This window comes from Enterococcus sp. DIV1224, assembly GCF_050555455.1.
Classification (GTDB): domain Bacteria; phylum Bacillota; class Bacilli; order Lactobacillales; family Enterococcaceae; genus Enterococcus_B; species Enterococcus_B lactis.
This window is the reverse complement of record NZ_CP187859.1, coordinates 2,517,474-2,543,698: the sequence shown is the minus strand read 5'-3', so window position 1 is coordinate 2,543,698 and position 26,225 is coordinate 2,517,474. Positions and strand designations below refer to the sequence as shown.

At 38.7% G+C, this 26,225-nt stretch carries 17 protein-coding genes and 4 pseudogenes; 15 read left to right on the top strand and 6 right to left on the bottom strand.

Annotated features, from left to right (window positions below; translation table 11 throughout):
- Positions 1–9: 9 nt before the first annotated feature.
- The 3 genes and pseudogenes from IGK53_RS12470 to IGK53_RS12460 form a co-directional block, all read right to left on the bottom strand.
- Positions 10–816, bottom strand: coding sequence for an ABC transporter ATP-binding protein (locus tag IGK53_RS12470; RefSeq protein ID WP_002329793.1), 807 nt, complete (start codon positions 814–816; stop codon positions 10–12).
- Entirely contained in the window at positions 813–1,718 is a 906-nt protein-coding gene (locus tag IGK53_RS12465) for an ABC transporter permease (protein ID WP_430604826.1), read from the bottom strand. Before IGK53_RS12465 ends, IGK53_RS12470 begins: the two co-directional genes overlap by 4 nt.
- 17 nt (positions 1,719–1,735) lie before the next feature.
- Positions 1,736–2,704 (bottom strand): annotated as a pseudogene (locus IGK53_RS12460) (ABC transporter substrate-binding protein).
- Positions 2,705–3,430: 726 nt separating this feature from the next.
- On the opposite strand from IGK53_RS12460, the gene rpoB reads away from it, so the two are divergent.
- On the top strand, positions 3,431–7,048 hold the full coding sequence (gene rpoB / locus IGK53_RS12455; RefSeq protein ID WP_002310550.1) for a DNA-directed RNA polymerase subunit beta: 3,618 nt from the start codon (positions 3,431–3,433) through the stop codon (positions 7,046–7,048).
- 78 nt (positions 7,049–7,126) lie between these two features.
- Entirely contained in the window at positions 7,127–10,780 is a 3,654-nt protein-coding gene (gene rpoC / locus IGK53_RS12450; protein ID WP_002329796.1) for a DNA-directed RNA polymerase subunit beta', read from the top strand.
- A 220-nt stretch (positions 10,781–11,000) separates the two neighbouring features.
- On the opposite strand, the gene IGK53_RS12445 is transcribed toward rpoC, so the two are convergent.
- Positions 11,001–12,155, bottom strand: a complete 1,155-nt coding sequence (locus IGK53_RS12445; protein ID WP_002329797.1) for a hypothetical protein — start codon at positions 12,153–12,155, stop codon at positions 11,001–11,003.
- A gap of 288 nt (positions 12,156–12,443) precedes the next feature.
- On the opposite strand from IGK53_RS12445, the gene msrA reads away from it, so the two are divergent.
- Complete coding sequence (gene msrA / locus IGK53_RS12440) at positions 12,444–12,971, top strand: peptide-methionine (S)-S-oxide reductase MsrA (RefSeq protein WP_002329798.1); 528 nt, start codon at positions 12,444–12,446, stop codon at positions 12,969–12,971.
- Positions 12,972–13,042: 71 nt separating this feature from the next.
- On the opposite strand, the gene IGK53_RS12435 is transcribed toward msrA, so the two are convergent.
- The gene (locus tag IGK53_RS12435; RefSeq protein WP_430604824.1) at positions 13,043–13,729 is read right to left on the bottom strand and encodes a prepilin peptidase; all 687 of its coding nucleotides are present in this window, start codon (positions 13,727–13,729) and stop codon (positions 13,043–13,045) included.
- Between the two features lie 79 nt (positions 13,730–13,808).
- Here IGK53_RS12435 and IGK53_RS12430 point away from each other — a divergent pair, with 79 nt between their 5' ends.
- The 4 genes from IGK53_RS12430 to rpsI all read left to right on the top strand — a co-directional run bounded on the left by IGK53_RS12430 (position 13,809) and on the right by rpsI (position 17,053).
- Positions 13,809–15,347 (top strand): gluconokinase, encoded by a 1,539-nt coding sequence (locus IGK53_RS12430; RefSeq protein WP_002329800.1) that lies wholly within the window; start codon positions 13,809–13,811, stop codon positions 15,345–15,347.
- Positions 15,348–15,466: 119 nt separating this feature from the next.
- Positions 15,467–15,934 carry a Dps family protein gene (locus tag IGK53_RS12425; protein WP_002310545.1) on the top strand — a complete coding sequence of 156 codons (468 nt, stop codon included), beginning with the start codon at positions 15,467–15,469 and terminating at the stop codon, positions 15,932–15,934.
- A gap of 282 nt (positions 15,935–16,216) precedes the next feature.
- Positions 16,217–16,645 (top strand): 50S ribosomal protein L13, encoded by a 429-nt coding sequence (gene rplM, locus IGK53_RS12420; protein WP_002323724.1) that lies wholly within the window; start codon positions 16,217–16,219, stop codon positions 16,643–16,645.
- A 15-nt stretch (positions 16,646–16,660) separates the two neighbouring features.
- A complete protein-coding gene (gene rpsI / locus IGK53_RS12415) occupies positions 16,661–17,053 on the top strand; it encodes a 30S ribosomal protein S9 (protein ID WP_002287505.1) in 393 nt (130 codons plus the stop codon).
- A 196-nt stretch (positions 17,054–17,249) separates the two neighbouring features.
- Here rpsI and IGK53_RS12410 read toward each other — a convergent pair whose 3' ends face one another.
- Positions 17,250–17,567 (bottom strand): hypothetical protein, encoded by a 318-nt coding sequence (locus tag IGK53_RS12410; RefSeq protein WP_002329802.1) that lies wholly within the window; start codon positions 17,565–17,567, stop codon positions 17,250–17,252.
- Positions 17,568–17,673: 106 nt separating this feature from the next.
- On the opposite strand from IGK53_RS12410, the gene IGK53_RS12405 reads away from it, so the two are divergent.
- The 8 genes and pseudogenes from IGK53_RS12405 (at position 17,674) to IGK53_RS12370 (ending at position 26,183) form a co-directional block, all read left to right on the top strand.
- Positions 17,674–17,904, top strand: coding sequence for a helix-turn-helix domain-containing protein (locus IGK53_RS12405; protein WP_002329803.1), 231 nt, complete (start codon positions 17,674–17,676; stop codon positions 17,902–17,904).
- A 62-nt stretch (positions 17,905–17,966) separates the two neighbouring features.
- Positions 17,967–19,394: pseudogene (locus IGK53_RS12400) on the top strand (LA2681 family HEPN domain-containing protein); the annotation flags it as partial.
- An 18-nt stretch (positions 19,395–19,412) separates the two neighbouring features.
- A pseudogene (locus IGK53_RS12395) lies at positions 19,413–19,583 on the top strand (ATP-binding protein); the annotation flags it as partial.
- A gap of 211 nt (positions 19,584–19,794) precedes the next feature.
- A complete protein-coding gene (locus IGK53_RS12390) occupies positions 19,795–21,717 on the top strand; it encodes a BglG family transcription antiterminator (RefSeq protein WP_002329805.1) in 1,923 nt (640 codons plus the stop codon).
- Positions 21,718–22,164, top strand: a complete 447-nt coding sequence (locus IGK53_RS12385; RefSeq protein WP_002302514.1) for a PTS sugar transporter subunit IIA — start codon at positions 21,718–21,720, stop codon at positions 22,162–22,164.
- Positions 22,165–22,179: 15 nt separating this feature from the next.
- On the top strand, positions 22,180–22,494 hold the full coding sequence (locus IGK53_RS12380; protein WP_002302516.1) for a PTS fructose transporter subunit IIB: 315 nt from the start codon (positions 22,180–22,182) through the stop codon (positions 22,492–22,494).
- 25 nt (positions 22,495–22,519) lie between these two features.
- Positions 22,520–23,568: pseudogene (locus tag IGK53_RS12375) on the top strand (PTS fructose transporter subunit IIC).
- An 11-nt stretch (positions 23,569–23,579) separates the two neighbouring features.
- Positions 23,580–26,183, top strand: coding sequence for a hypothetical protein (locus IGK53_RS12370; RefSeq protein WP_002329806.1), 2,604 nt, complete (start codon positions 23,580–23,582; stop codon positions 26,181–26,183).
- Positions 26,184–26,225 lie beyond the last annotated feature (42 nt).

The following is a 26,225-nucleotide window of genomic DNA, read 5'->3' as shown; positions in this document are numbered from 1 at the left end:
TCGTTCTGATTATGAAGATAAAAGTACTTGATCGTCTTTCAATGTCGTGCCGCTGTTTTGTTTGAACAACGCCAATAGTTGAGGTACTGTGAGCTGCTGTTTTTCCTCTTGCTGGATATCGACGACGATCCTTCCTTGATGAAGCATGATCAGTCGATTTCCATAGCGGATCGCGTCTTCCATGTCATGTGTGACCATGAAAGCAGTGAGATTCTGCTCGGTGATCAGCTTTTCTGTCAAGTCCATGACAGTTTTGGAAGTAGCCGGGTCAAGCGCTGCGGTGTGTTCATCTAATAAGATCAGTTCTGGACGCTGTAATGTGGCCATTAACAGCGTGATGGCTTGACGTTGTCCCCCAGACAGCAAACCGATTTCTGAGGATAAACGATTTTCCAAACCCAAATTCAGCCGAGCCAGCTGTTCTTTGAAAAATTTTCGGTCTTGCGGTTTGACACCACGGAAGAAGCCGCGCTTTTTTCCTCGTTTCATAGCAAGAGCAAGATTTTCTTCTACCGTTAAACGAACGGCTGTCCCTAGTTTAGGATCTTGGAATACGCGACTGATGGATTTCGAACGTTCGACAACGGATTTTTTCGCGATATTTTTTCCATTCAATAAAATCTGTCCCTGATCGACAGAAAATGTACCGGCGATGCTGTTCAGCAAAGTAGATTTACCAGCCCCATTTCCGCCGATGATCGTCACGAAGTCGCCGGGTTCTAAGGAAAGATTAATCCCTTTCAGGACATAGTTTTCGTTGATCGTTCCTTTTTCAAAGGTATGATGGAGATTTTCCAATGTTAAGACGTCATTCATTTGACACTACCGCCTTTCTTCTTTTGAGATAAATGGAATTTTTGCTGAATCTGCGGGAAAGAAAGACAGATCACTAGCACGAAAGCAGAAGCAAGTTTCGAATCACTTGGTTCAACATTCAGTTCGAAGACTAACGCTAAAATAAAGCGGTAAATGACCGCACCTAAAACGACAGTCAAGAGACGGAGCAATAGTGGCTGGTTACGTAACAAAACTTCTGCGATGATAATAGAAGCTAGTCCAATCACGATCGTTCCAATACCAGAATTCAAATCAGCAAAGCCGTTGTTTTGCGCAAGCAAGGAGCCAGAAAGAGCAATGCATCCATTAGAGATCATATAACCGATGATCTTCATATTATCGGTGTTGATCCCGTTTGCTTCGCTCATTGCCAGATTATCGCCAGTTGCACGAATGGCAAGACCTGTTTCTGTACGTAAGAACAAAACAAGTAAACATACAACGATCAAAGCAAAAAGCAGACCGACGATCAGTACAGCGTTGTCTTTTGTTATGCCGAATGACTCGACCCAATGAAAGATCGTTGGCTGACCCAATAAAGAGATGTTCGGCGTACCCATCACACGGGATGTGACAGAGTATAAACCAGTCATGGTGATGATCCCTGCAAGAAGGGCGGGGATTTTTAATTTTGTGTGAAGCAGTCCGGAAACAAGCCCTGCTGCCGCACCCCCTAAAAAGCCTAGAAGACAAGCTGTCAATGGGTGATAGCCATTTGTAATACTTACTGCCGCGATCCCTGCGCCTAAAGGAAAGCTTCCTTCAGCAGTCAAGTCGGCAATGTCCAAGATACGGAAAGTGATATACACACCAATCGCAAGCAGGGCCCATAAGACCCCTTGCGATGCAGATGATAAGAAAAGAGAGAGCAGATTTGTCATGAGAATCCTCCTGTGTTTTATTCAGCTTCTTTGATGCTGTCTGGATTGATACCTAATGCTTTGGCCATGTCTTTATTGACATACAGTTCCAAATCATTTGCTGTTTCGACAGGAAGTTCACTTGGCTTCTTGCCGTCTAAGATTTTTGCTGCCATGATCCCCGTTTGTTTGCCCAAGCTTTCGTAGTCGATCCCTACTGTTGCTAGACCGCCGTCTTTGACTTGATCAACTGCGCCAGCAACGACAGGTGTTTTTGTTTCTTTTGCGACTTCACCGACAACACTTGCCGCACTTGCGAACGTGTTATCAGTAGGAATATAGATTCCGTCTACATCTTTAGCTAGACTTTTCGTCACTTGTTGGACATCATTTGTGGAATTTGCTGTCAGTACTTTGACTTTGACGCCCGCTTTTTTCAATTCTTTTTCTGCCAAATCAGCTTGGATCTTAGAGTTTGCTTCATCGTTGTTATACATGATGCCGATTGTTTTGGCGTCTGGCACGATAGTTAACAGTAAGCCGATTTGTTTTTCGATTGGCACCATATCTGTCGTGCCAGTCACATTGCCGCCAGGTTTTTCATTGGATGTGACTAAATGAGCTTGTTCCAAGTCTGTGACCGCTGTGACAGTCATCGGGATAGTGGTTGTTTCATTTAATAAAGATTGTGCTGCTGGGGTGGCGATCCCAAGTAGCAAATCAGGATCTTCTTTGACGAGCTTCTCACTCATGCTTTTCAGGTTGTCTTGATTGTTTTGGGCATTTTGATAATCGATTGTTAGATTATCGCCTTCTTTATACCCTTCTTCTGCTAATCCTTCTTTAAATCCTTTATAGGCAGCGTCTAACGAGTTATGTTGTACAAGTTGCAATACGCCAATTGTTTTTTGTCCATCTGATGCCTCTGCGGAATTGTCTTTTTGTGCGCAACCTCCTCAAGCTAGTAGCAGAGCAGCGCCTAATCCAATTAATATGTTTTTTTTCATTTCTTTTTCCTCCTTAATTTTGGGAAACAAAAAATCCATTCAGACAAAATGTCCAAATGGATTGAAAAGTCGGAAAATAAATTGAAAAGTAGAATGCTTGATACTTTTACTTTGTATTTTCACTGCTCAGCCACTTAGCATTTTGTCTACGTGGCTTTTTGCTGCAATACAAAGTTCTTTAGCCATCATAGATACAAACTGTCGTTTAACGTTTGTATCCATCATGATGAATACAAACCTATCTAAAGTAGCTAAAGTAAAAGTTATTCAGTTGTGTTGGTACGATTTGCTTGATATTGGTTCGCATAGAAGTTCCTCCACAAAATGAATTTTCTAAAGTATAACCGAGAAAAAATGGTCTGTCAATTAAGAATTGTCAGATAATTGAAAACATAAAATTGAAAACATTAAGAAAATATTGCGAAAAAGCAGAAGAAACGCCAGGAAGTGTTGACTTTTATAGAAAATAAGTGTAGTATATGAAGTTGCAAAAACTATCTGATGAAGAAAAGGCAGAAACGAAATATTGTCCGTTTCGGCTTTAATATAAGGAAACAAAAGTAGAAGCTCACGAAGTAAGGTTTCAAGAGAATGTTCTATTTTTGGTTTTTTTTTGCCTAAAAGCCGCAAAAAATGTCTGTTGTTGCCTAAAAATAATATTTGAAATATTATTGTAACAATTGATCGGGTAGTCTTTTTGAATGACATTTTAGAGGGGTGAAGAGCTTGGCTGGACACGTAGTAAAATACGGAAAACATCGCGAACGTAGAAGTTTCGCAAGAATCAGTGAAGTGTTGGAATTACCAAATTTGATCGAAATTCAAACAGACTCTTACCAATGGTTCTTAGATGAGGGACTTAGAGAAATGTTTGAAGACATTTTGCCAATCGATGACTTCAATGGCAATCTATCTTTGGAATTTGTAGATTATGAATTGAAAGAACCAAAGTATACAGTAGCAGAAGCTCGTGCGCATGATGCAAACTACTCTGCACCATTACATGTAACATTGCGTTTGACAAACCGCGAGACTGGCGAAATCAAAGCACAAGAAGTATTCTTCGGTGATTTCCCATTAATGACAGAACAAGGAACATTCATCATCAACGGGGCAGAGCGAGTAATCGTTTCTCAGTTAGTCCGTTCACCAGGTGTCTATTTCCATGGAAAAGTCGATAAAAACGGAAAAGAAGGATTCGGTTCTACTGTTATCCCTAACCGTGGCGCTTGGCTAGAGATGGAAACTGATGCAAAAGACATCTCTTATGTACGTATCGACCGTACACGTAAGATTCCTTTAACCGTATTAGTTCGTGCGTTAGGATTTGGTTCCGATGATACGATCTTTGAAATCTTCGGCGACAGCGAAACATTACGCAATACAGTCGAAAAAGACTTGCATAAAAACGCAAGCGACTCAAGAACAGAAGAAGGTTTGAAAGACGTTTACGAACGTTTGCGTCCAGGCGAACCAAAAACAGCAGACAGCTCACGTAACTTGCTGAATGCTCGTTTCTTCGATCCAAAACGTTACGACTTAGCAAACGTTGGTCGTTACAAAGTAAACAAAAAATTAGATTTGAAAACACGTCTATTGAATCTGACATTAGCTGAAACATTAGTTGATCCAGAAACAGGCGAGATCATCGTTGAAAAAGGAACAGTTCTGACTCACCAAGTCATGGAAACATTAGCTCCTTTTATTGATAACGGTCTAAATTCAGTGACTTACTATCCATCAGAAGATGGTGTGGTCACAGATCCAATGACTGTCCAAGTCATCAAAGTATTTTCACCAAGAGATCCTGAACGTGAAGTGAACGTGATCGGAAACGGCTATCCAGAAGCAGCTGTAAAAACAGTTCGTCCAGCCGACATCATTGCTTCAATGAGCTATTTCTTGAACTTGATGGAAGGTATCGGCAATGTCGATGATATCGACCACTTAGGAAATCGTCGTATCCGTTCAGTCGGTGAACTTTTACAAAACCAATTCCGTATCGGGCTAGCACGTATGGAACGTGTGGTTCGTGAAAGAATGTCGATCCAAGATACTGAAACATTGACACCTCAACAATTGATCAATATCCGTCCAGTTGTGGCAAGTATCAAAGAATTCTTTGGTTCTTCTCAGTTGTCACAGTTCATGGATCAAACAAATCCTCTTGGCGAATTGACACACAAACGTCGTCTTTCAGCCTTAGGACCTGGCGGATTGACTCGTGACCGTGCCGGTTATGAAGTTCGTGACGTTCACTACTCCCACTATGGCCGTATGTGTCCGATCGAAACTCCTGAAGGCCCAAACATCGGGTTGATCAATAGTTTGTCCAGTTATGCGAAAGTAAATAAATTCGGATTTATCGAAACACCTTATCGTCGTGTAGACCGCGAAACAGGTCGGGTTACTGACCAAATCGACTACTTGACAGCAGATATCGAAGACCATTACATCGTAGCCCAAGCAAACAGCCCATTGAATGAAGATGGAACATTTGCTCAAGACGTTGTTATGGCGCGTGCTCAAAGTGAAAACTTAGAAGTATCTATTGATAAAGTAGACTACATGGACGTATCACCTAAACAAGTAGTTGCCGTTGCGACAGCATGTATTCCTTTCTTGGAAAACGATGACTCCAACCGTGCCTTGATGGGTGCCAACATGCAGCGTCAAGCAGTGCCGTTGATCAATCCTCAAGCACCATGGGTTGGTACTGGTATGGAATACAAATCAGCGCATGACTCAGGAGCTGCTTTGTTATGTAAACATGACGGTGTCGTTGAATACGTTGATGCTTCTGAAATCCGTGTACGCCGCGACAACGGTGCATTAGATAAATACGATGTGACAAAATTCCGTCGTTCAAACTCCGGAACAAGCTACAACCAACGTCCAATCGTTCATTTGGGTGAGAAAGTCGAAAAAGGAGATACTCTGGCAGACGGACCATCTATGGAACAAGGCGAAATGGCTCTAGGTCAAAACGTTTTAGTTGGTTTCATGACTTGGGAAGGGTACAACTATGAAGATGCGATCATCATGAGCCGTCGTTTGGTAAAAGATGACGTATACACTTCTATTCATATTGAAGAATATGAATCAGAAGCCCGCGATACAAAATTAGGACCTGAAGAAATCACACGCGAAATCCCTAATGTCGGGGAAGACGCATTGAAAGATTTAGACGAAATGGGTATTATCCGTATCGGTGCAGAAGTCCAAGATGGCGATTTGCTTGTAGGGAAAGTCACGCCAAAAGGGGTAACAGAATTATCTGCAGAAGAACGTCTATTGCATGCGATCTTTGGCGAAAAAGCTCGTGAAGTCCGCGATACATCATTACGTGTACCGCATGGCGGCGGCGGGATCGTTCACGATGTGAAAATCTTTACTCGTGAAGCTGGAGATGAATTGTCACCAGGCGTAAACATGTTAGTTCGTGTTTATATCGTTCAAAAACGTAAAATCCATGAAGGGGATAAAATGGCCGGTCGTCACGGAAATAAAGGGGTTGTATCCCGTATTATGCCGGAAGAAGATATGCCATTCCTACCTGACGGAACACCAATCGATATCATGCTGAATCCTTTAGGGGTGCCTTCACGTATGAACATCGGACAAGTATTGGAATTACACTTGGGTATGGCTGCACGTCAGTTAGGTATCCACGTAGCAACGCCAGTATTCGATGGTGCAAGTGATGAAGACGTATGGGAAACAGTTCGTGAAGCCGGTATGGCCAGCGATGCGAAAACTGTTCTGTACGACGGACGTACAGGTGAACCATTTGACGGACGTGTGTCTGTCGGTGTGATGTACATGATCAAACTTGCTCACATGGTCGATGACAAATTGCATGCACGTTCAATAGGACCTTACTCATTGGTTACACAACAACCATTGGGAGGTAAAGCTCAATTTGGTGGACAACGTTTTGGTGAAATGGAAGTATGGGCACTGGAAGCTTACGGTGCGGCTTATACTTTACAAGAAATCTTGACATACAAATCAGATGACGTAGTCGGACGTGTGAAAACATACGAAGCAATCGTCAAAGGTGAACCAATTCCAAAACCAGGTGTACCGGAATCCTTCCGCGTATTGGTGAAAGAATTGCAATCACTAGGTCTGGACATGCGTGTCTTGGATATCGAAGAGACAGAGATCGAACTTCGCGACATGGACGATGAAGACGACGATTTGATCACTGTTGATGCTTTGACAAAATTTGCCGAACAGCAAACTGCCAAAGAATTAGAAAAGAAAGCTGCTGAACAAGTGGAAGATGAAAGAGACGATGTCATCCAAAACTTTGAAACCGCAGAAGATAATTTAGACTAATCCGGTCTATGAGCTGCAAGGCGGTCGAAGATCAGCCGTCTTGCGGTTTGCCATTAAATGAAATGGAGGGAACCCCTTTTGATCGATGTAAATAAATTCGAAAGTATGCAAATAGGTTTGGCTTCTCCCGAAAAAATCAGAAGCTGGTCTTACGGTGAAGTAAAAAAACCTGAGACGATTAACTATCGTACCTTAAAACCTGAACGCGAAGGGTTGTTCTGTGAGCGGATTTTTGGTCCTACAAAAGACTGGGAATGTGCCTGCGGAAAATACAAACGTATCCGTTATAAAGGAATCGTTTGTGATCGATGCGGAGTGGAAGTGACTCGTTCGAAAGTTCGCCGTGAACGCATGGGACATATTGAATTAGCAGCTCCTGTTTCACATATCTGGTACTTTAAAGGGATTCCTTCACGTATGGGACTTGTATTAGACATGAGCCCACGCGCTTTGGAAGAAATCATTTATTTTGCTTCATATGTGGTTATCGAACCAGGAAACACGAATTTAGAGAAAAAACAATTGTTGACAGAACGCGAATACCGCGAAAAACGTGAACAATATGGACAAGAGTTCCAAGCTGCTATGGGTGCAGAAGCGATCAAACAATTACTTGATAATGTTGATCTAGATGCAGAAGCAGCCGAATTGAAAGAAGAATTGAAATCTGCACAAGGACAAAAACGTACACGTGCGATCCGCCGTTTGGATATTTTAGAAGCATTCCGCGCTTCAGGAAATCAACCAAGCTGGATGGTTATGGATGTTATCCCTGTTATTCCACCAGATTTGCGCCCAATGGTTCAATTAGAAGGTGGACGTTTTGCAACAAGTGACTTGAATGATCTTTACCGTCGTGTCATCAACCGTAATAACCGTTTGAAACGTTTATTAGACTTGAACGCACCTGGAATCATCGTTCAAAACGAAAAACGCATGTTGCAAGAAGCAGTAGATGCATTGATCGATAACGGTCGTCGCGGACGTCCAGTAACTGGACCAGGTAACCGCCCATTGAAATCTCTTTCTCATATGTTGAAAGGGAAACAAGGTCGTTTCCGTCAAAACTTGCTAGGTAAACGTGTGGACTACTCCGGTCGTTCCGTTATCGTTGTTGGACCTTTCTTGAAGATGTACCAATGTGGACTTCCAAAAGAAATGGCCATCGAATTATTCAAACCATTCGTGATGCGTGAGCTTGTTCAACGTGAACTAGCTTCAAACATCAAAAATGCGAAACGTAAAATCGAACGTCAAGAAGACGAAGTATGGGATGTCTTAGAAGACGTAATCAAGGAACACCCAGTATTGCTGAACCGGGCACCTACGCTTCACCGACTTGGTATCCAAGCATTCGAACCAGTTTTAGTACAAGGACGCGCAATCCGTTTGCATCCACTTGTATGTGAAGCTTATAATGCCGATTTCGATGGAGACCAAATGGCTGTCCACGTGCCATTGAATGAAGAAGCACAAGCAGAAGCACGTATGTTGATGTTAGCTGCTCAAAACATCTTGAATCCTAAAGATGGTAAACCAGTTGTTACTCCTTCTCAAGATATGGTTCTAGGTAACTACTACTTGACAATGGAAGAAGAAGGACGCGAAGGCGAAGGAATGGTCTTCAGAGATCAAAACGAAGCTGTTATCGCATGGCGCAACGGATACGTTCATTTACATTCACGTATCGGTGTGAACCCTAACTCATTAGGTGAAAAACCATTTACTGAATGGCAAAAAGAACGTACGATGATCACAACAGTTGGTAAGATCATTTTCAACGAGATCATGCCTCCTGAATTCCCTTATCTGAATGAACCAACAGACTTCAACTTGACCGTCCAAACACCGGACAAATACTTTGTTGAAGCTGGTACGGATATTCCTGCACATATCAAAGAGCAAGAATTAGTATTACCGTTCAAGAAGAAAAACTTAGGGAACATCATCGCAGAAGTCTTCAAACGATTCAAAGTAACAGAAACTTCTAAGATGCTTGACCGTATGAAAGACTTAGGGTACAAACATTCAACACATGCCGGTATCACAGTAGGGATCGCTGACATCAGTGTACTGAATGAAAAACAAGAAATTATTGAAAATGCCCATAAACAAGTTGAAACTATTACAAAACAATTCCGTCGTGGTCTGATTACAGATGACGAGCGTTATGAACGTGTCATTGCTGTTTGGAACGCTGCAAAAGACAGCATCCAACAAAAACTGATGGAAGGTTTGGAAGCGAAAAACCCAATCTTCATGATGTCTGATTCTGGAGCTCGTGGGAACATTTCCAACTTTACACAGCTTGCCGGAATGCGTGGTTTGATGGCCGCTCCTAATGGTCGAATCATGGAATTGCCAATCATTTCAAACTTCCGTGAAGGACTATCTGTCTTGGAAATGTTTATCTCAACTCACGGGGCTCGTAAAGGGATGACCGATACAGCCTTGAAGACTGCCGATTCAGGCTACTTGACTCGTCGTCTGGTTGATGTGGCTCAAGATGTAATCATTCGTGAAGAAGATTGCGGTACTGACCGAGGTCTTGAGATCCAAGCAATCCGTGAAGGAAATGAAATCATCGAATCATTAGAAGATCGTTTAGTGGGACGTTACACTCGTAAAGAAGTACGTCATCCTGAAACAAATGAATTGATCATCGCAGGAAACCAATTGATTTCCGAAGACATCTCAAAACAAATCGTTGATGCAGGTGTCGAAACAGTGACGATCCGTTCTGTCTTCACATGTAATACAAAACATGGTGTCTGCAAACATTGTTACGGACGCAACCTTGCAACTGGCTCTGACGTTGAAGTCGGCGAAGCAGTTGGTACGATCGCCGCTCAATCAATCGGTGAACCTGGTACTCAGTTGACGATGCGTACATTCCATACGGGTGGGGTTGCCGGAGACGATATCACTCAAGGTCTTCCTCGTGTCCAAGAAATCTTTGAAGCACGTAATCCGAAAGGGCAAGCAGTGATCACAGAAGTAACAGGGGATGTCATCGATATCTCAGAAGATCCTGCAACACGTACCAAAGAAGTAACAATCAAAGGAAAAACAGATACACGTACGTATACTGTTCCTTATACAGCACGTATGAAAGTAGCAGAAGGCGATATGATCCACCGTGGTGCACCATTGACAGAAGGATCAATCGATCCAAAACAATTGTTGCAAGTCCGCGATGTATTATCTGTTGAAAACTACTTGCTTCGTGAAGTACAACGTGTTTACCGTATGCAAGGGGTAGAAATCGGCGACAAGCATATCGAAGTAATGGTTCGTCAAATGCTGCGTAAAGTTCGTGTAATGGATCCAGGAGATACAGATATCTTGCCAGGTACATTATTAGACATCGCAGACTTTAAAGATCAAAACTACAATACGCTAGTCTCAGGAGGCGTTCCTGCAACTTCTCGACCAGTCTTGCTAGGTATCACAAAAGCATCATTAGAAACAAATAGTTTCTTATCTGCTGCATCATTCCAAGAAACAACTCGTGTCTTGACGGATGCTGCGATCCGCGGTAAGAAAGATCCTCTTCTTGGTTTGAAAGAAAATGTTATTATCGGTAAGATCATCCCAGCTGGTACTGGTATGCAACGTTACCGTGACATGGAACCAAAAGAAGTCGGTGTAGCAAGTGAAAATGTCTACAGTATTTCAGATATTGAAGCGCAAATGGCTGCAGAAGACGCAATGAACAATCAAACAAAATAGAGGTTGTGACAGAAGTTACTTCTGGAACATCGTGTATAAGAGGTTGTGAAATCAGCGTTTTGACCTGAGTATTAGAGAAATAAACGAAAAAATAGTTCCTCATATTTTGCCGTTTGTTGAGCTAATACCGACGGTCAGCTGATTGAACACCGTTTATTCGGAAAAAGGGAGTGTGACAAGTTTTTTGTCACACTCCCTTTTTTTGCTTATATGAAGTAGTTTACCTCTCATCTGTTTGGTTAGAAGAAAGAGTAGGAGATGATCTTGAAGCTACAGGTTTTGCTATGTCAGCTAACTGTTTACTGCGTTTCACTTTTTGTTTTATTTCTTTTACTGTAGTTAGGGATACGCCAAAAAATGTTGCCACATGTTTTTGTTTAGTATAGGGTATTGTTAATGCTTCTTCGATTTGATTACGTAATTTTTGTGGTATCCTTTGATTTTTTTCTCTGGAAATTTTTCCGAATTTCCCATGAAAAAGCTGATGGGTCATTTTTTCATCATAGTCTTCTTCAAAATGTTTTTGGTATATATTATTTACTGTAAAGTTAGACACGCCAAAAAATGCGGCAATCTGCCTTTGACTAAGATTAGGCAATGTTAATGCATGTGTGATCTGTTCGCGTAATTTCTGTGATAAACCCCTTTTTTCTCTTTTTCTGGAAATTTCGCCGAATTCCTTGTATAAGACTTGATATGTATGATTTTGAGCATCACCTTCTGCAAGTTGTTTGAGGTATATATTGCTTACTAAACATGAGGATACGCCAAAAAATGTGGCAATTTGACTTTGTTTAATATCAGGCATTGTTAATGCGTGTTCGATTTGATTACGCAATTCTTGTGATAGTCTTTTATTCTTTCCTTCTCTAGAAGGAATAGGACCAAATGTCTCATACAAAAGCTGATAAGCGTTATTTCCATCATTTCCTTCTACTAGATTGCTCGTTTTTTGTCCATCCACAACAAAGGAAGGTCCTGGCTCAGTAGGCGAGATGGGTTCTTCGTTCGTTTGTTGATGGAAGATTGGATCGGGCAATGGTTCATCAATAAATTGTCGCTCCTCTCTTGTGAGAGACTCGTGCTCCATTAAGTTATGGAAACGATAACCTTCCCCAAAGATGTCAATAGGTGGAGATGAAAATGACTCCTCAAATGGCGAATGTTCAGGTGAATTTGGAATAACTGAAGCTAGTTCATTAACGAGTTGCTTCTCATCTTCTAGGAGAGTTAGAGCATCATCCTTTGAATGAGAATCAAATTCGTGGGAAGTTACAGGGGGCGTTTTTATTTTTTTGTTCGCTTTAGTTAATAGTTCATCAAATGCAATAAAGTCAGTGGATGTATCTGAATGTTTTCTTTTTGCTTTAGGCATAGTTATCCCTCCGATAACATGGATTTGTTTATTCGCATGAAAAAATAAAGGTACATAATTTTGGAATAAGCATACCATATAAAACTTATACACAACGTGGCTGAAAAGACAACTTTTTCTTGCCTGTGGAAAAAATAGTTTAATACAAACCTTATAGTTATCCACAACCAATTAAAAGAGAAGGAAAATGAAGAAAAATCTGCTAAAATACCGGGAGGGGGTAAAAACAAGCAAAATAATTTTAATTATCTATAAAACAGGTATGATGAGAAAAAAGGGGGATTTTATATGACAAAAAAAGCAGTTTTCGCAGGCGGATGCTTTTGGTGTATGGTCAAACCATTTGAAGAGCAGCCAGGGATCATTTCTGTGACATCCGGTTATACAGGCGGGCATGTACCAAATCCAACTTACGAACAAGTAACAACAGGCACAACAGGGCATACAGAAGCCGTAGAGATCGAATATGACCCAGAAGTTATTTCTTATGATCAGTTGGTGGAAATCTATTGGCAGCAAACCGATCCGACTGACGCGTTAGGACAGTTCGCTGATCGTGGTGATTCTTATCGACCAGTGATCTACTATAGTGATGAAGAAGAACGAAACATTGCAGAGCGTTCAAAACAAGCATTGCAAGACAGCGGGCGATTCGATAAGCCGATCGTGACAAAAATCGAACCAAGAAGCGAATTTTATCCTGCAGAAGATTACCATCAGGATTATTACAAGAAAAACAAGCTCCATTACAATCTTTATCGAGAAGGTTCTGGACGTGCCGGTTTCATTCGTCGACATTGGGGCGGCAAAAAATAAGAAGCCGAAAAAGCTACTTCTGGAACACCGTATATCAGAGGTTGTGACAAGTCGTTTGTCACAACCTTTTTTCAATACCTAAAATGAAGGACGATCAGCAAGGCACTACTCAAAAAAGGAATGAAAGGCAGCTTTTCCAACTTTTTTTTATGACAGATAAAGTAAACAGAAAAAAAGGATATTCCAAACAGGCTAGCCAGAAACAAGACCCGAAGCAACTCTTCCAGAGGCAAGCCCCCACTCCAAGAAAGCACCAACAGAGTATCGCCAGCTCCGAGACAGGATTGACCATAGCGAAGGCATACAGCGCCTACGATGAACGTTAACAACATACTGTGCCATTGGAAAACGCCGGCCTGCAACCAAAAAATCCATAAGACAGCCCAGGAGCAGAATAGCGTGTGAGAATGGACCATGAAGTAAAACAAGTCTATCAACGAAAATAGCAAAGCCGAAAGCACCCAAATGAACGTCGAAAAATTTCTTGCGGAAGAAAAAGTAAAGAACCAGACAAAAAGACCACCACATAAGACTTCTGCCAGCAAATAGTAGAAGGGCAACCGACACCGGCAATAGCGGCAGCGAAAACGTTGGACGATGATCGAGAGAATCGGAATCAATTCATACCAAGAAAGCGAACGACAGCATTTGACACAATGGGATCTAGGATAAATAATAGAGTGACCTAACGGAATCCGCTGGGCGGTTAAACATAAAAATGACCCAATACAGCAACCAATGATAAAATAAAGTAACACGCCATCTCCCCCTTTTCAAAACCAAGATACGCAAGCTTAAACTAAATTTTTGTACATACATAAAATTTGAGGTGAAAAAATGAACGTTTCAATCGGATTAGATATCGGAACCACACAAACCAAAGCAGTTGCTTTCACAGATGAAGCCCAAGAAGCAGCATCCGCTTATTTTCGCTACCCTTTGATCCAAGAAACACAAGGGATGGCAGAACAAGATCAGGAATTGATCTTTCAAGGCGTCTGCACCGTTATAAAAGAAGTAATTAAACAGTTGCCTTCAGACACGACCATTCAATTTGTCTCCTTCTCCTCTGCGATGCATAGCCTGATATTGTTGGATGAAGAGAAAACACCGTTATCTCGAATGATCACTTGGGCAGATAACCGAGCAGCGGACGAAGCAGAAAAACTGAAATATACCGTGCTTGGCAAAGAATTTTATCGGCAGACTGGGACACCGATCCATCCAATGACACCATTGAACAAAATCAAGTGGCTGCAAAACAGCCAACCTGAATTATTCAAAAAAACTGCTTATTTTGCCGGTATCAAAGACTATATCTTTTATAGATTGTTTGGCGAACTCATCAGCGATTACGGAACAGCTTCAGGAACTGGATACTTTGACATCCATGAATTCCAATGGGCAGAAGAAGTGCTTGACTACTTGGGCATTCGAACAGAACAATTGCCGCAAGTGTTTCCTTCCACCTATCAAGTAACAGGTCTACCGTCAGAAACAGCAGCAGAACTAGGTTTGCCAAATGATATATCATTTGTTTTGGGAGGGGCAGACGGGCCGCTTTCTAATCTAGGGTTAGGCGCTTTTGGTGATACGATTGCCGCTTTGACTGTAGGAACGAGCGGAGCACTTCGTTTTATTACTACTCAGCCTCAGTTCCATCCAGAAATGGAGACGTTTTGTTATGTTCTGGATCAGAAACATTGGGTAGTGGGAGGAGCGACTAGCAATGGTGCTGGCATCTTTGATTGGGCAGGGCACACATTTTTACAGGAAGTCGTTCAATCTGCTAAAGAAAAAGGCGAAAATCCATATGATGCACTGCTTTCGGCTATTGCTTTTGTGCCAGCAGGTGCCAATGGTCTGATTTTTCATCCCTATTTGCTTGGCGAGCGAGCACCGCTTTGGGACGCAGATGCGTTTGGCAGTTTTATCGGCTTGCAGCGGCAACATACAGAAAAAGAAATGATGAAGGCGATTCTAGAAGGGATCTGTCTCAACCTTTATCGAATTTTAAAAGGAGTTTGCCAAGAAAATCAGCTCACAGAGATCCGTGCTACAGGCGGTTTTGCTCAATCTCCGATTTTTCGTCAGATGATGGCTGATGTACTGGGTTACCCGCTTGTTTTCCCTACTGTCACAGAAGCATCCGCATTAGGAGCTGTGATTTTAGGCTGGCGAAGCATCGGAAAGATTCAAAGTATCAGTGAAGCACAGGAATTGATAGAATTGAAAGCGCAAGTCGGAGTACAAGAAAACGATCATAAAAAATATCAGAAAATCTATCCATTATTTGTTTCGACACAAAAGCATTTAGCACAGACTTATCAGCAATTTGCTGAACTGCGAGAAGAATTAGCTGATTCTGAAAAATGATTGGCTTTACGGATAAAAAAGCGAAATGAAAATCGTTCTCAGGTAAAGGATTTTGTTGTACTTTTCATTGAAAGTCTACTATTATTTTAAGTGTAAGAAAATGTTAGGAGGCAAGAAAGATGAAATTCCAACAAACCAAAGAAGTATTAAATCAATTAGTTGCAGATCTAAGCCAAATGTCTGTTGTTGTTCACCAAACACATTGGTACATGAGAGGACCAGGTTTCCTTACATTGCACCCAATGATGGATGAGTTCATGGACGATTTGAACGCTCAGTTAGATGAAGTATCCGAACGCTTGATCACATTAGACGGTTCACCTTATTCTACATTACGTGAATTTGCAGATAACACGAAAATCCCTGATGAAGTAGGACGTTGGGACCGCACGATTCCTGAACGTTTGGAAACACTTGTTGCAGGCTACCGTTATCTAGCAGATCTTTACCAAAAAGGAATCGAAGTTTCTGGAGAAGAAGGCGACGATCCAACACAAGATATCTTTATCGAATTCAAAACAGCCACAGAAAAACGTATCTGGATGATCCAAGCTCATCTAGGCAAAGCGCCAGAGATCGACGCGTAAAAACTTTGTTGAACTTGACCGAAAAAAGGACGCAGAACTTGATAGTTCAGCGTCCTTTTTGTTTTTCATTTTGGCAGGAAACGACCCTTTTATATAAAAGAAAGAAAAAGAAGTAAAGTTTCATATAAATTTTTCAATCAAGCAGAAAAACGTTGACATTGACTAGATTAGCGGGTAATATGTTAAATGGTATTGTTTGCCCCACAAAGAGCCCCGGAAACTCGAAGTGTATGTCAAACATCAGAACTTAAATTGGAGGAAAATAACGTGCGTACAACATATATGGCCAAACCAGGCGAAGTAGAACGTAAATGGTATGTAGTAGACGCAACTGATGTTCCATTGGGACGTCTTTCAACAGTTGTTGCATCTGTACTACGTGGTAAAAATAAACCAACTTTCACACCTCATTTGGATACTGGCGATTTCGTCATCGTCATCAATGCAGACAAAGTGAAATTAACAGGTAAAAAAGCGACTGACAAAATTTATTACCGTCACAGCAACTACCCAGGAGGATTGAAATCAATCACTGCTGGCGAATTGCGTGCTAAAAATTCTCGTCGTTTGATCGAAACTTCTGTAAAAGGTATGCTTCCTAAAAACACTTTAGGCCGCAAACAATTTACAAAATTGAACGTATACGGTGGAGCAGAACATCCACATGCAGCACAACAACCAGAAGTTTTAGACATCACAAACTTAATCTAATAGGAGGGAATTTCATTGGCACAAGTTCAATATATCGGCACAGGCCGTCGTAAAAACGCAGTTGCTCGCGTACGTCTAGTACCAGGAACTGGTAAAATTACTGTAAATAAAAAAGATGTTGAAGAATACATTCCACATGCTGACTTGCGTGAAGTAATCAATCAACCTTTCGCTGTTACTGAAACAAAAGGCGCATATGACGTATTTGTTAACGTAAACGGCGGAGGATACGCTGGACAATCAGGAGCTATCCGTCATGGTATCGCTCGTGCATTGCTAGAAGTTGATCCTGACTTCCGTTTAGCGCTTAAACGTGCTGGCTTGCTTACACGTGACGCACGTATGGTCGAACGTAAAAAACCAGGTCTTAAAAAAGCTCGTAAAGCATCACAATTCTCAAAACGTTAATTGCGATTATCGTTCGAGTTCACGAGTTACGAGAATCGTACTGGGCGAAGCAATGCTGAGCGCAGTTACCTTGATCCTAACTTTTCTGGCACTTTCCAAGTTTTGGAAAGTGTCTTTTTTTTGTGTGTTTTTAGGTGCAAATAAATGAGATGAATATTGAAACGAAATAGTCAAAAAAAAATACTTTTTAGCTACCTCATTTTTCATAAATTTTAACCTTTTCTCTAGTTTTTAACTTTTCAAGCTGTTTTTCTAAACTCTCAGTACGTTGTAGAAAGTCATTGAGAAAGATTTTGAATATTTGGGCATTTGCATGGTATTTCTGAATAATATTTTTCTTATTAATTGGTTCTTTTTCACAATCGAAAAATTTGTTTAATACCTCTAGTATTGATGACCATGATTGAAGTTGCTCAAGCGTTATTTCTAGCGCATTGATATCTTGTTGAGTAATGGTTTTAATCGGTTGATTCTTCTTTGTCAGTAATTCTTTATTTTCATTTTTCGATGTCATAAGGGTACCTCCTGCTATTTTATAAAACCCATGTCTATTTGAACAACAATCTAAAATTATTATACTATACCATGTTTATATAGACAACACGGGGGAGGAAATACAAATGAACGAAAATGAAGGTGGTAGAAAAGTGGAAGTGCTAATCAACGATTTATTAGCAGAACGACAAATGTCTTTAAGAGAGCTCGCAAGATTATCGGGAATTGAGCCATCAAATTTAAGCAATTTGGCAAATGGAAAAAGACAGAAAATTTATTTAGAACACATTGAAAGAATCGCGGATGCGTTAGAGATTGATGATATATCAGAGATTATTAGGATAGTAGAGAAATAGCATCTTATCTTAAGGAGGAGGTTTAAATCGGAAATTGGTGGGAAAATCAGAAATTACGAATTATGCAATTAGAATGCGATCAAGCTCTTGATTCTGGAGATATTGATAAATCTCTAAAATTGAGTGAAATTTGTTTTAATTTAGGTCATGAAGAAGAACTAGACACGATGATAAAAGCCAGTTATTTATATTGTTCAGCTACTAGTTTAATGGATATTTTGCCCAAAAATGAAAATATAGACACTAAAGAGCAAACTTATGAACGGTGTCTTTATTTATATAGAACAGCAAAAGATTTATGTTTGTTAGGCTATGATGAATTGATAATGGACGATGAATCTTCTATAATTTCAAAAACTTATATAGACGGACTCTTTCTACAACTAACTGTTAATTATGGAAACATACTTTCTCAGTGTGGTAGATATGTAAAATCAATTAATAATTTGAATGAAGTTTTAGAAATGAACTTTCCTATGGCAGTTGGAAATTTAGCTTTAAAAATAGTAGACTATTCTTATTTTGATGAGAGCCATAGGCATATTATGTTTTGTTATGCATTTCATTTACTGGAAAGTGTTTTAGATGAGAAAGTAACGTTTCCTGAAAAGGAAATGGCACAGGTACTTTTCTATAAATATTTAAATGGGATTAAAAGTAGTGTCAGTTTAGATTATTTAAAGATTGATTTTTCTTTAACGGACTTTTTAGAACCTATAGAGAATATGTCTGAGGAAGAAGAGAACTATAGATCATGGGTTGGGGCTAATGGAGTAGCACTCAATCAATTGAATGATCTTTTTTTGGAAATGGAAGTTGGCTATGATCCATTACACTTACCTGGAATAGTAGAAGATATAGATAATACGTGGTTTCCGAGGTATCATGGTATTTTTAATCAAATTAAACAAGAATATGTATCTGCAAGATTTTGGATTTATGAAGGATTGACTGATAGAACGCTACATTATTCTGATAAGGATGTATATTTAGTGGATACTCTTGACTACCCAGTATATGGAATAGGAATTGAAAAAGTAAAAGCTGCGTATCGAAGCATATATTCAATATTTGATAAACTTGCTTATTTTCTAAATAAGTACTTAAAATTGGGCATATCCGATGATGTTATTAGTTTTGTAAATCTATGGTACAAAGATGTGAGAAATCAAAAAAGGAGGAAGGAAATCCAAAAAATTCAAAGAGAAAATTATGCTTTGAATGGGTTGTGGTGGATATACAAAGATTTAAGAAACAAAACAGTGTATGGTGATAAACATATTGATCCAGTATTAAAAAAAATATCTGGTGTAAGGAATGCTATGGAGCATAGGTATCTAAAAATTTTAGACTATTACGAGTTAAATTTAAATAAAGAAAGTAGCAGATTAGATGAATTTGCCTATAATATTAGCTTTAATGATTTTGAAGAGCTAACTATTGAGTTGTTAAAGTTAGCAAGAGAAGCTATAATTCAATTGATTATGATTATCAAGATTGAAGAGAGTAAAAAAGTTTTCCAGCGTTTTTATACAGAAAATACCAGCCGCACAAATACGGAATCTAGCGGAATCGGGCTTTACCTGTCAAAAAAATTGGTGGAAGGAATGAGAGGAGAGATGACCGCTAAATTAGACGGGGGCATCTTCTCCATCTCCGTCAAGTTGCGGAGGGTTTAATTATACAAGATTAGTGAGAACTAGTAGAAAAATGTATTATCTTATATATATTTAATAGAGAAAAAAGCCTGTGATATAAATATTGCAGGCTTTTTTATTGATTTGAAATAATCAAGAATATTAGAAACTTCTACATTAATCAAGAACTTTCTTCTGTATGAAAATAGAGATAATAATTGTACACTTAAGCTGTATTCAGGAGGTGAAGATAATGGGCATCGAATTTAGCGAACGGCAAATGAAAATACTATACTTTTTGATTGAAAATGAGCACACAACTTACAAAGAATTATCAGAACAATTATATGTATCTACGAAAACAATTAGCAAAGATATTTTAATTTTGAAAGAAATAATCCAAAAAATGCCAGATGTACAAATGTTGGTCCAACCTAAAAAAGGCGTTTCGCTTATTGGAAAAAAAGAAACACTTCGAAATTTATTATCCAGTTATAAAATCAATATCGCAGACTCTCCGGAGGACCGTCTAACTTATGTGTTTGCTAAATTATTGAATACTAATGATTCTCTAAAGATTCAAAATCTTGCTGACGAATTATACGTGAGCAGGTCGACGGTAGAAAGCACAATGAAAGATGTTAGAAAAAGACTAAACAAGCATGGGATGTCCTTAGTTTCAGATCGAAATGGCGTGCGCATCAAAGCTGATGAAAAAAGTAAAAGAAGGTTGATGTCAGAAGTTGTGAACTATTATTGGGGTGGCTTTACAGCATCTAACAGTAAAACAGATCTCTTAGACTTGAATATTAATTTCATTGGTGAAGCAAATAATTTCTTAAATAAGGACATATTGAAAAAAGTAGCCGAATTGCTTAATCGATACATGAATAAGACACAATTGAAATTTACAGATTATGAATTTCAAACTTTAGCTATCCACCTTGCTATTGCGATAGAAAGGATTGAAACAAGCAATTTCTTATCACGTAGTAATAATTCTGAAGAAGAAATCTCAGAGAACACACTTATTTTAATCAAAATGATTGAAAAAGCATTTTCAATTATTGTGCCAATAGATGAACAAGCTTATGTTGACATCCACATTACTTCGATTGAAAAAAATGCTATGAATCACGACTTAGATCAAACGAAGCTTTCCTATTTAGATATGGGTGTTGAGCTACAAGAGCTAGTAAGAACTAAATTAAATGAATTTTATCCTGATGAAGAATTGATCAATAATCTAGTATTACATCTCAATGCAGCAGTTAAAAGACTCAAATTGGGAGTAAATATCTATAATCCTTATACGGACAAAATCAAATATTCTTTTAAAAGGTCATTTATGATAAGTGTGGATTTATTAGAGGAAATCGAAGAGAGATTCTGTATACATTTCAATGAAGATGAAATCGCTTACGTAACACTCCATGTTCAATCACTTTTGGATCGTTACAAACCTGACAAAACGAAAGTGATATTAGTTTGTAGTAGCGGATATGGAACATCAAAATTATTAGAGCAAAGAATAAATAACGGTTTTGCAGATATGGTTGAGATAAAAGATGTACTAAGCATCAATGAACTACAAGATCGAAAAGTCACTGATGAACTTGTTATAAGCACGATTCCGATTGAAAATACAAATTTTCCTGTTATTGTTGTTAGTCCTTTGATGTTAGGGGCAGATGTCAGAAAAGTAAAACAGTATCTACAGTTAAATGAACAAACAGAAGATGCTTTTCTAAATTTATTAGATAAACGATTTTGCTTTTTTACCCACCAAATAAAGGATAATCAAGTGAACGTTTTAAATATAATTACCAAAAAATTGGTAAAAGAAAATTACGCGAAAGAAGGGATACTAGAGGGAGCAATCAAAAGAGAAAAACTATCTTCAACAGCGATGAATGATTTTGCTATGCCGCATATCGAAGTAGATTTTATAAAAAAACCAGTAATCTGTGTCTACGTTAATCCAGAAGGAATTGATTGGGATGGGACACTTGTTCATTCTGTTTTCTTTTTTGCACTTAATGAAAAAGTAAAACCTGAATTGAATAAAATTTATGAAACATTCAATGAAATCGCTTCGAATCATGAGTTATTAGCAAATTTAAAAACGAGTTCGTCGTTTGAAAAATTAGTTTATATATTGAAAGAAGGCTTATAAATGATCAGTGAAAAAATCAATATAAATAATATAGTGATAGATTTAAATGCATCTGATAAAAAAAGTGTAGTCGAAAAATTATCGAAATTGTTAGAGACTAATGGGTTTGTGTCTGACCACAAACAATTTCAAAAAGACGTATTTGACAGAGAAAACCATATGACCACAGGAATTGGGAAAAATATCGCCATTCCTCATGGCAAAAGCCTAGCAGTAATTGAATCAACAGTGGCTGTAGCCAAGTTAAAGCGGTCTGTTGAATGGGGCGCATTAGATGATCAACCAGTTGATCTCGTCTTTTTGTTAGCAATAAAAGACACTGATAAAGGTACTAATCATTTACGTATTTTAGCAGAATTATCTGGAAGATTGATGGATGACGAGTTTGTTAAAAGAATAAAAGATTCGAGAAATAAAAAAGAATTGGTAAAAGCTCTATCATTTTAAAAGGAGGAATTTCATATGACAAAAATAGTAGCAGTAACAGCATGTATCGCAGGGATTGCCCATACTTATATGGCAAAAGCTAATTTAGAAAAGTTTGCGAAGAAGAAAGGGTTAGATATTAAAGTAGAAACACAGGGGGCTATGGGGATAGAAAACAAACTTTCAATTTCGGATGTTTCCGAGGCAGATGTTGTCATATTTGCAGTAGATACAAATGTTTCAGAACGAGGTCGCTTTGATGGTAAACCGATTTTAACAGTAGGAACCTCAGAGGTAGTAAAAGATGGTGAAGAGACGATTGATGAAGCAATTGCATTAATTAACAAATAAAAAATGTATCGTGGGGGAGTTACTAATGGAATTCAAGAAACAAGGAAGAGAAATTTTAAATCATTTCCAAAGTGGGGTTTCCTATATGATCCCGCTTGTCGTAGCAGCAGGGTTACTAACTTCTATTGCAGTCATTTTTGGTGGCACAGGTGTTTGGGACCAGACGGATAATTCTGGGGAGTCCTGCGAATGATTGGTCAGACGGGATTACAGTTTATTGTACCGATGATTTCAGCCTATATCGCATATTCAATTGCTGACCGTCCCGGTCTAGCACCAGCTTTTATCACTGGGATGATGTGTCAAAATCTTGGTATGGGATTTATTGGAGGAATGGTTGCTGGATTAGCTTGTGGCTATTTAGCTAATGCATTGAAAAAAGTAAAAGTACCGATGCAAGTTATTAGTCTAAAATCAATTATGCTGATTCCTTTTGTTACTACATTAGTTGTTGGAATCATATTATGGTATGTACTAGCTACGCCTATTCAAGCAATGACAACAGGACTGACTAATTGGCTAGAAGGCATGTCAGGAGCAAATGCTGCTTTGATGTCGGCTATTTTAGGAGGAATGATGGCGTTTGATATGGGAGGACCTATCAATAAAATTGCATATGCTTTTGGGGTTGCTTCTTTTTCAAGCGGAAGCTTTGGACCTAGTACAGCCATGTTATTAGGTATTGCTATTCCGCCATTTGGAATGTTTTTAGCAACAATTTTAAACAAAAAACTTTATGATGAATCAGAACGAGATAATGCAAAGACAGCTATGATTATGGGCCTTGTTGGGATTACTGAAGGGACGATCCCGTTTGCCGTGAAAGATCCTTTACGAGTAATACCAAGCATCGTGGTGGGCACTGCAGTAGCATGTGGTCTAAATGGATTTTTTGGTGTTACTCAAGAAACAATGCTTTCAACCTTTATGGCAATTCCTTTTGTTACGAATATACCTCTATATTTAGTATCAATTGTTATTGGGGGAGTGGTTACAGCGTTAATGGTCAATGCACTAAAATCCATCAAGTATAAAAAAGAACAACAAGTAAATTCAGTAGAAGAAGGAAAGTAGGGGAATCTGACATGGTCAATGCACATATAATTCAACACACGCACTGGGACAGAGAATGGTATTTTACAAATGAAGATGCCATCGTATTGTCTGATCAGGTCTTTACTGAAGTTCTAGATGAATTGGAAAGGAACCCTAAAGTAAACTTTTGTTTAGATGGACAAACTTCAATCGTCGATGAGTATTTGGAGATCAATCCGCAAAAGCTTAAGGTTATCCAACGACTGATGAAAACAGGACAACTATTTGTGGGACCGTGGTATGCACAAACAGATGCCTTATTAGTGGATGCTGAATCAATTTTAAGAAACTTAATGATTGGGATCAGTGATACGATCCTTAAATATGGAGATCCAATGATGGTAGGGTATTTGCCTGACACGTTTGGGTTCAATGCGAATTTGCCTACACTTTTGCATCAAGTAGAAATCGATAATTTCATGTGTTGGCGAGGATTAAACTTTGAAACGATGGTTCCATCTCCTTACTTTATCTGGAAAGGATTAGGAGATAAATTTGTTTATGCCATGAATTTTCCATTTGGTTATATGACTGGAATGATGACCTTAGACGCAATTAAAGATATTCCTGAATTTGCAAAAGAAAAGTTGGATGAAGCAGTTGAAATGCTTCATATGCAAGGAAAAAACAAAGATATTTTAGTACCTTCGGGTGTAGATCAAAAGTCAATGATTTTAAATTTTGATCAAGTCGTAGAGAAGTTGAATAAATACAGTAAATTCCACAATATTATTTCAGATTATCCTTCTTATGTAGAAGTTATCAAAAATAAAAAAGAATTACCTGAATATAAAGGTGAACTTCGTCAGCCGGTTTACTCTCGTGTTCATCGTTCGATTGGCTCAGTAAGAACAAAAATGAAAATAGAAAATTTTAAATTGGAACAAAAAATTTTAAAACGAGTTGAGCCGCTCATGCTGATTGCAGAAAGAAATGGTATCCATATCAGTAAAGGCCTACTTCGTCGGTTATGGAAAAAGATTTTGCAAAACCAGGCTCATGATAGTATTGGTGGCTGTGTTTCAGATAATGTTGCGGAAGATATTTTCCATCGGATCAAAGAAGCTAATGAGATAGCCGACGGAATCGAAAACCTTATTGTAAAACGGATGGCTGATGCATTAAAGCTAAAATCGAATGAAGTCCTTGTTTTCAACACAACGACTGAGAATTATAGTGGATCGAAAATCGTGCATGTAGTAGCTGATTCAAAGAAAATACATTTCAAAGGCAGTCCCTATAATATCATTGAAAAAGAAGTTTATTTTCCAGAACGGAAAAATGCTTATCGGATGATTGCTACAGGTTTCGAATATTTTGATGAACCAGCTTATTATGAACTTGACATAAAAATAAATGTAAATGTGCCAGCGCTAGGATACACTGTTGTTGAATTTGAGAAAAATAATGAAAAATTAGAAACAGCAATCGAGATAGACAAAACTGAGATAAGTAACAATAAATATAAACTTTCTTTTAAGGATGGGCACTTGAATTTGATAGTTGGAGATAGACAATATCTTGATTTCGTTCATTTGATCGATTCAGCAAATGATGGCGATACGTATGATTATTCACCATTAGAAGGAGATACAGAACTATCTCTAAAATTTGAAACAGCTAAAGTATATAAAGATTCTTTACAAGAAACATTAGTGGTTTACGGAAAAGCTCAACTTCCTAAAAATTTAAAAGATCGTTTATCTGAAAAACCCGAAATGGAAGAAATATCTTATGAAATATCGTTCAGTCTGGGAGAAAGTCAAATCGTTGAAGGCACACTCAAAATTCATAATACTGTTTACTCGCATCGTATGCGCTTAGCAATTAATGTTTTAGATAAATCTGAAAAATCAATTGCACAAATTCAAAACGGATTTATTGAAAATACCCCTGATGTCATTCCTCCGGATTGGTCAGAAACTATGGTAGAGAAACCTGTTAATTTAGAAATATTCGATAAGAGTGTCTCTGTGGCAGAAAATGATCATTATTTTACTTTTTATGCAGATGGTTTAAAAGAGTATGAACGTATAGAAAATCAATTGATCATAACCTTATTTTCAACAACAGGGGAACTTGGAAAACCTAATCTTGCTTGGCGACCTGGGCGAGCTTCAGGAGATACGACAAATGAAGGGCATGTCATGATGGAAACACCGCTAGCTCAAGAAATAGGTGAGTATAAAGTCACTTTTGGATTTAATGTAGAAGAAGGAAGATTTAATGAGTTCAAAGTGGCAAAACAGGCAGAAAAACGGTTAGAACAATCTATTTCTTATCAAAAGCAGAAACTGAATGTATTTATTCACAGGTTAGATAACAAGATTTGGCCATTACAAAACGAACTTGATGTTCCTCGTAAATTTTCATTGATTGAATTACCTGAAGACTTAATTGTATCATCGATTTATCCTTCTTATTTTCATGAACAAGGATTTGTTCTTCGCTTAGCTAATCCAACAGAACAAGAAAAAATAGTACCTGAGGCTATCCTTTCCCTTGGGACAGTTGTCAATGCACTGGAGAATAAACAAGAATTAACAACAATTCCTCCCTATGATTATTTGTCAATTTTGATAAATGAGAGATAAATATGTAATATACAAGAAAAAACACCTTTTATTTTGAAAGGT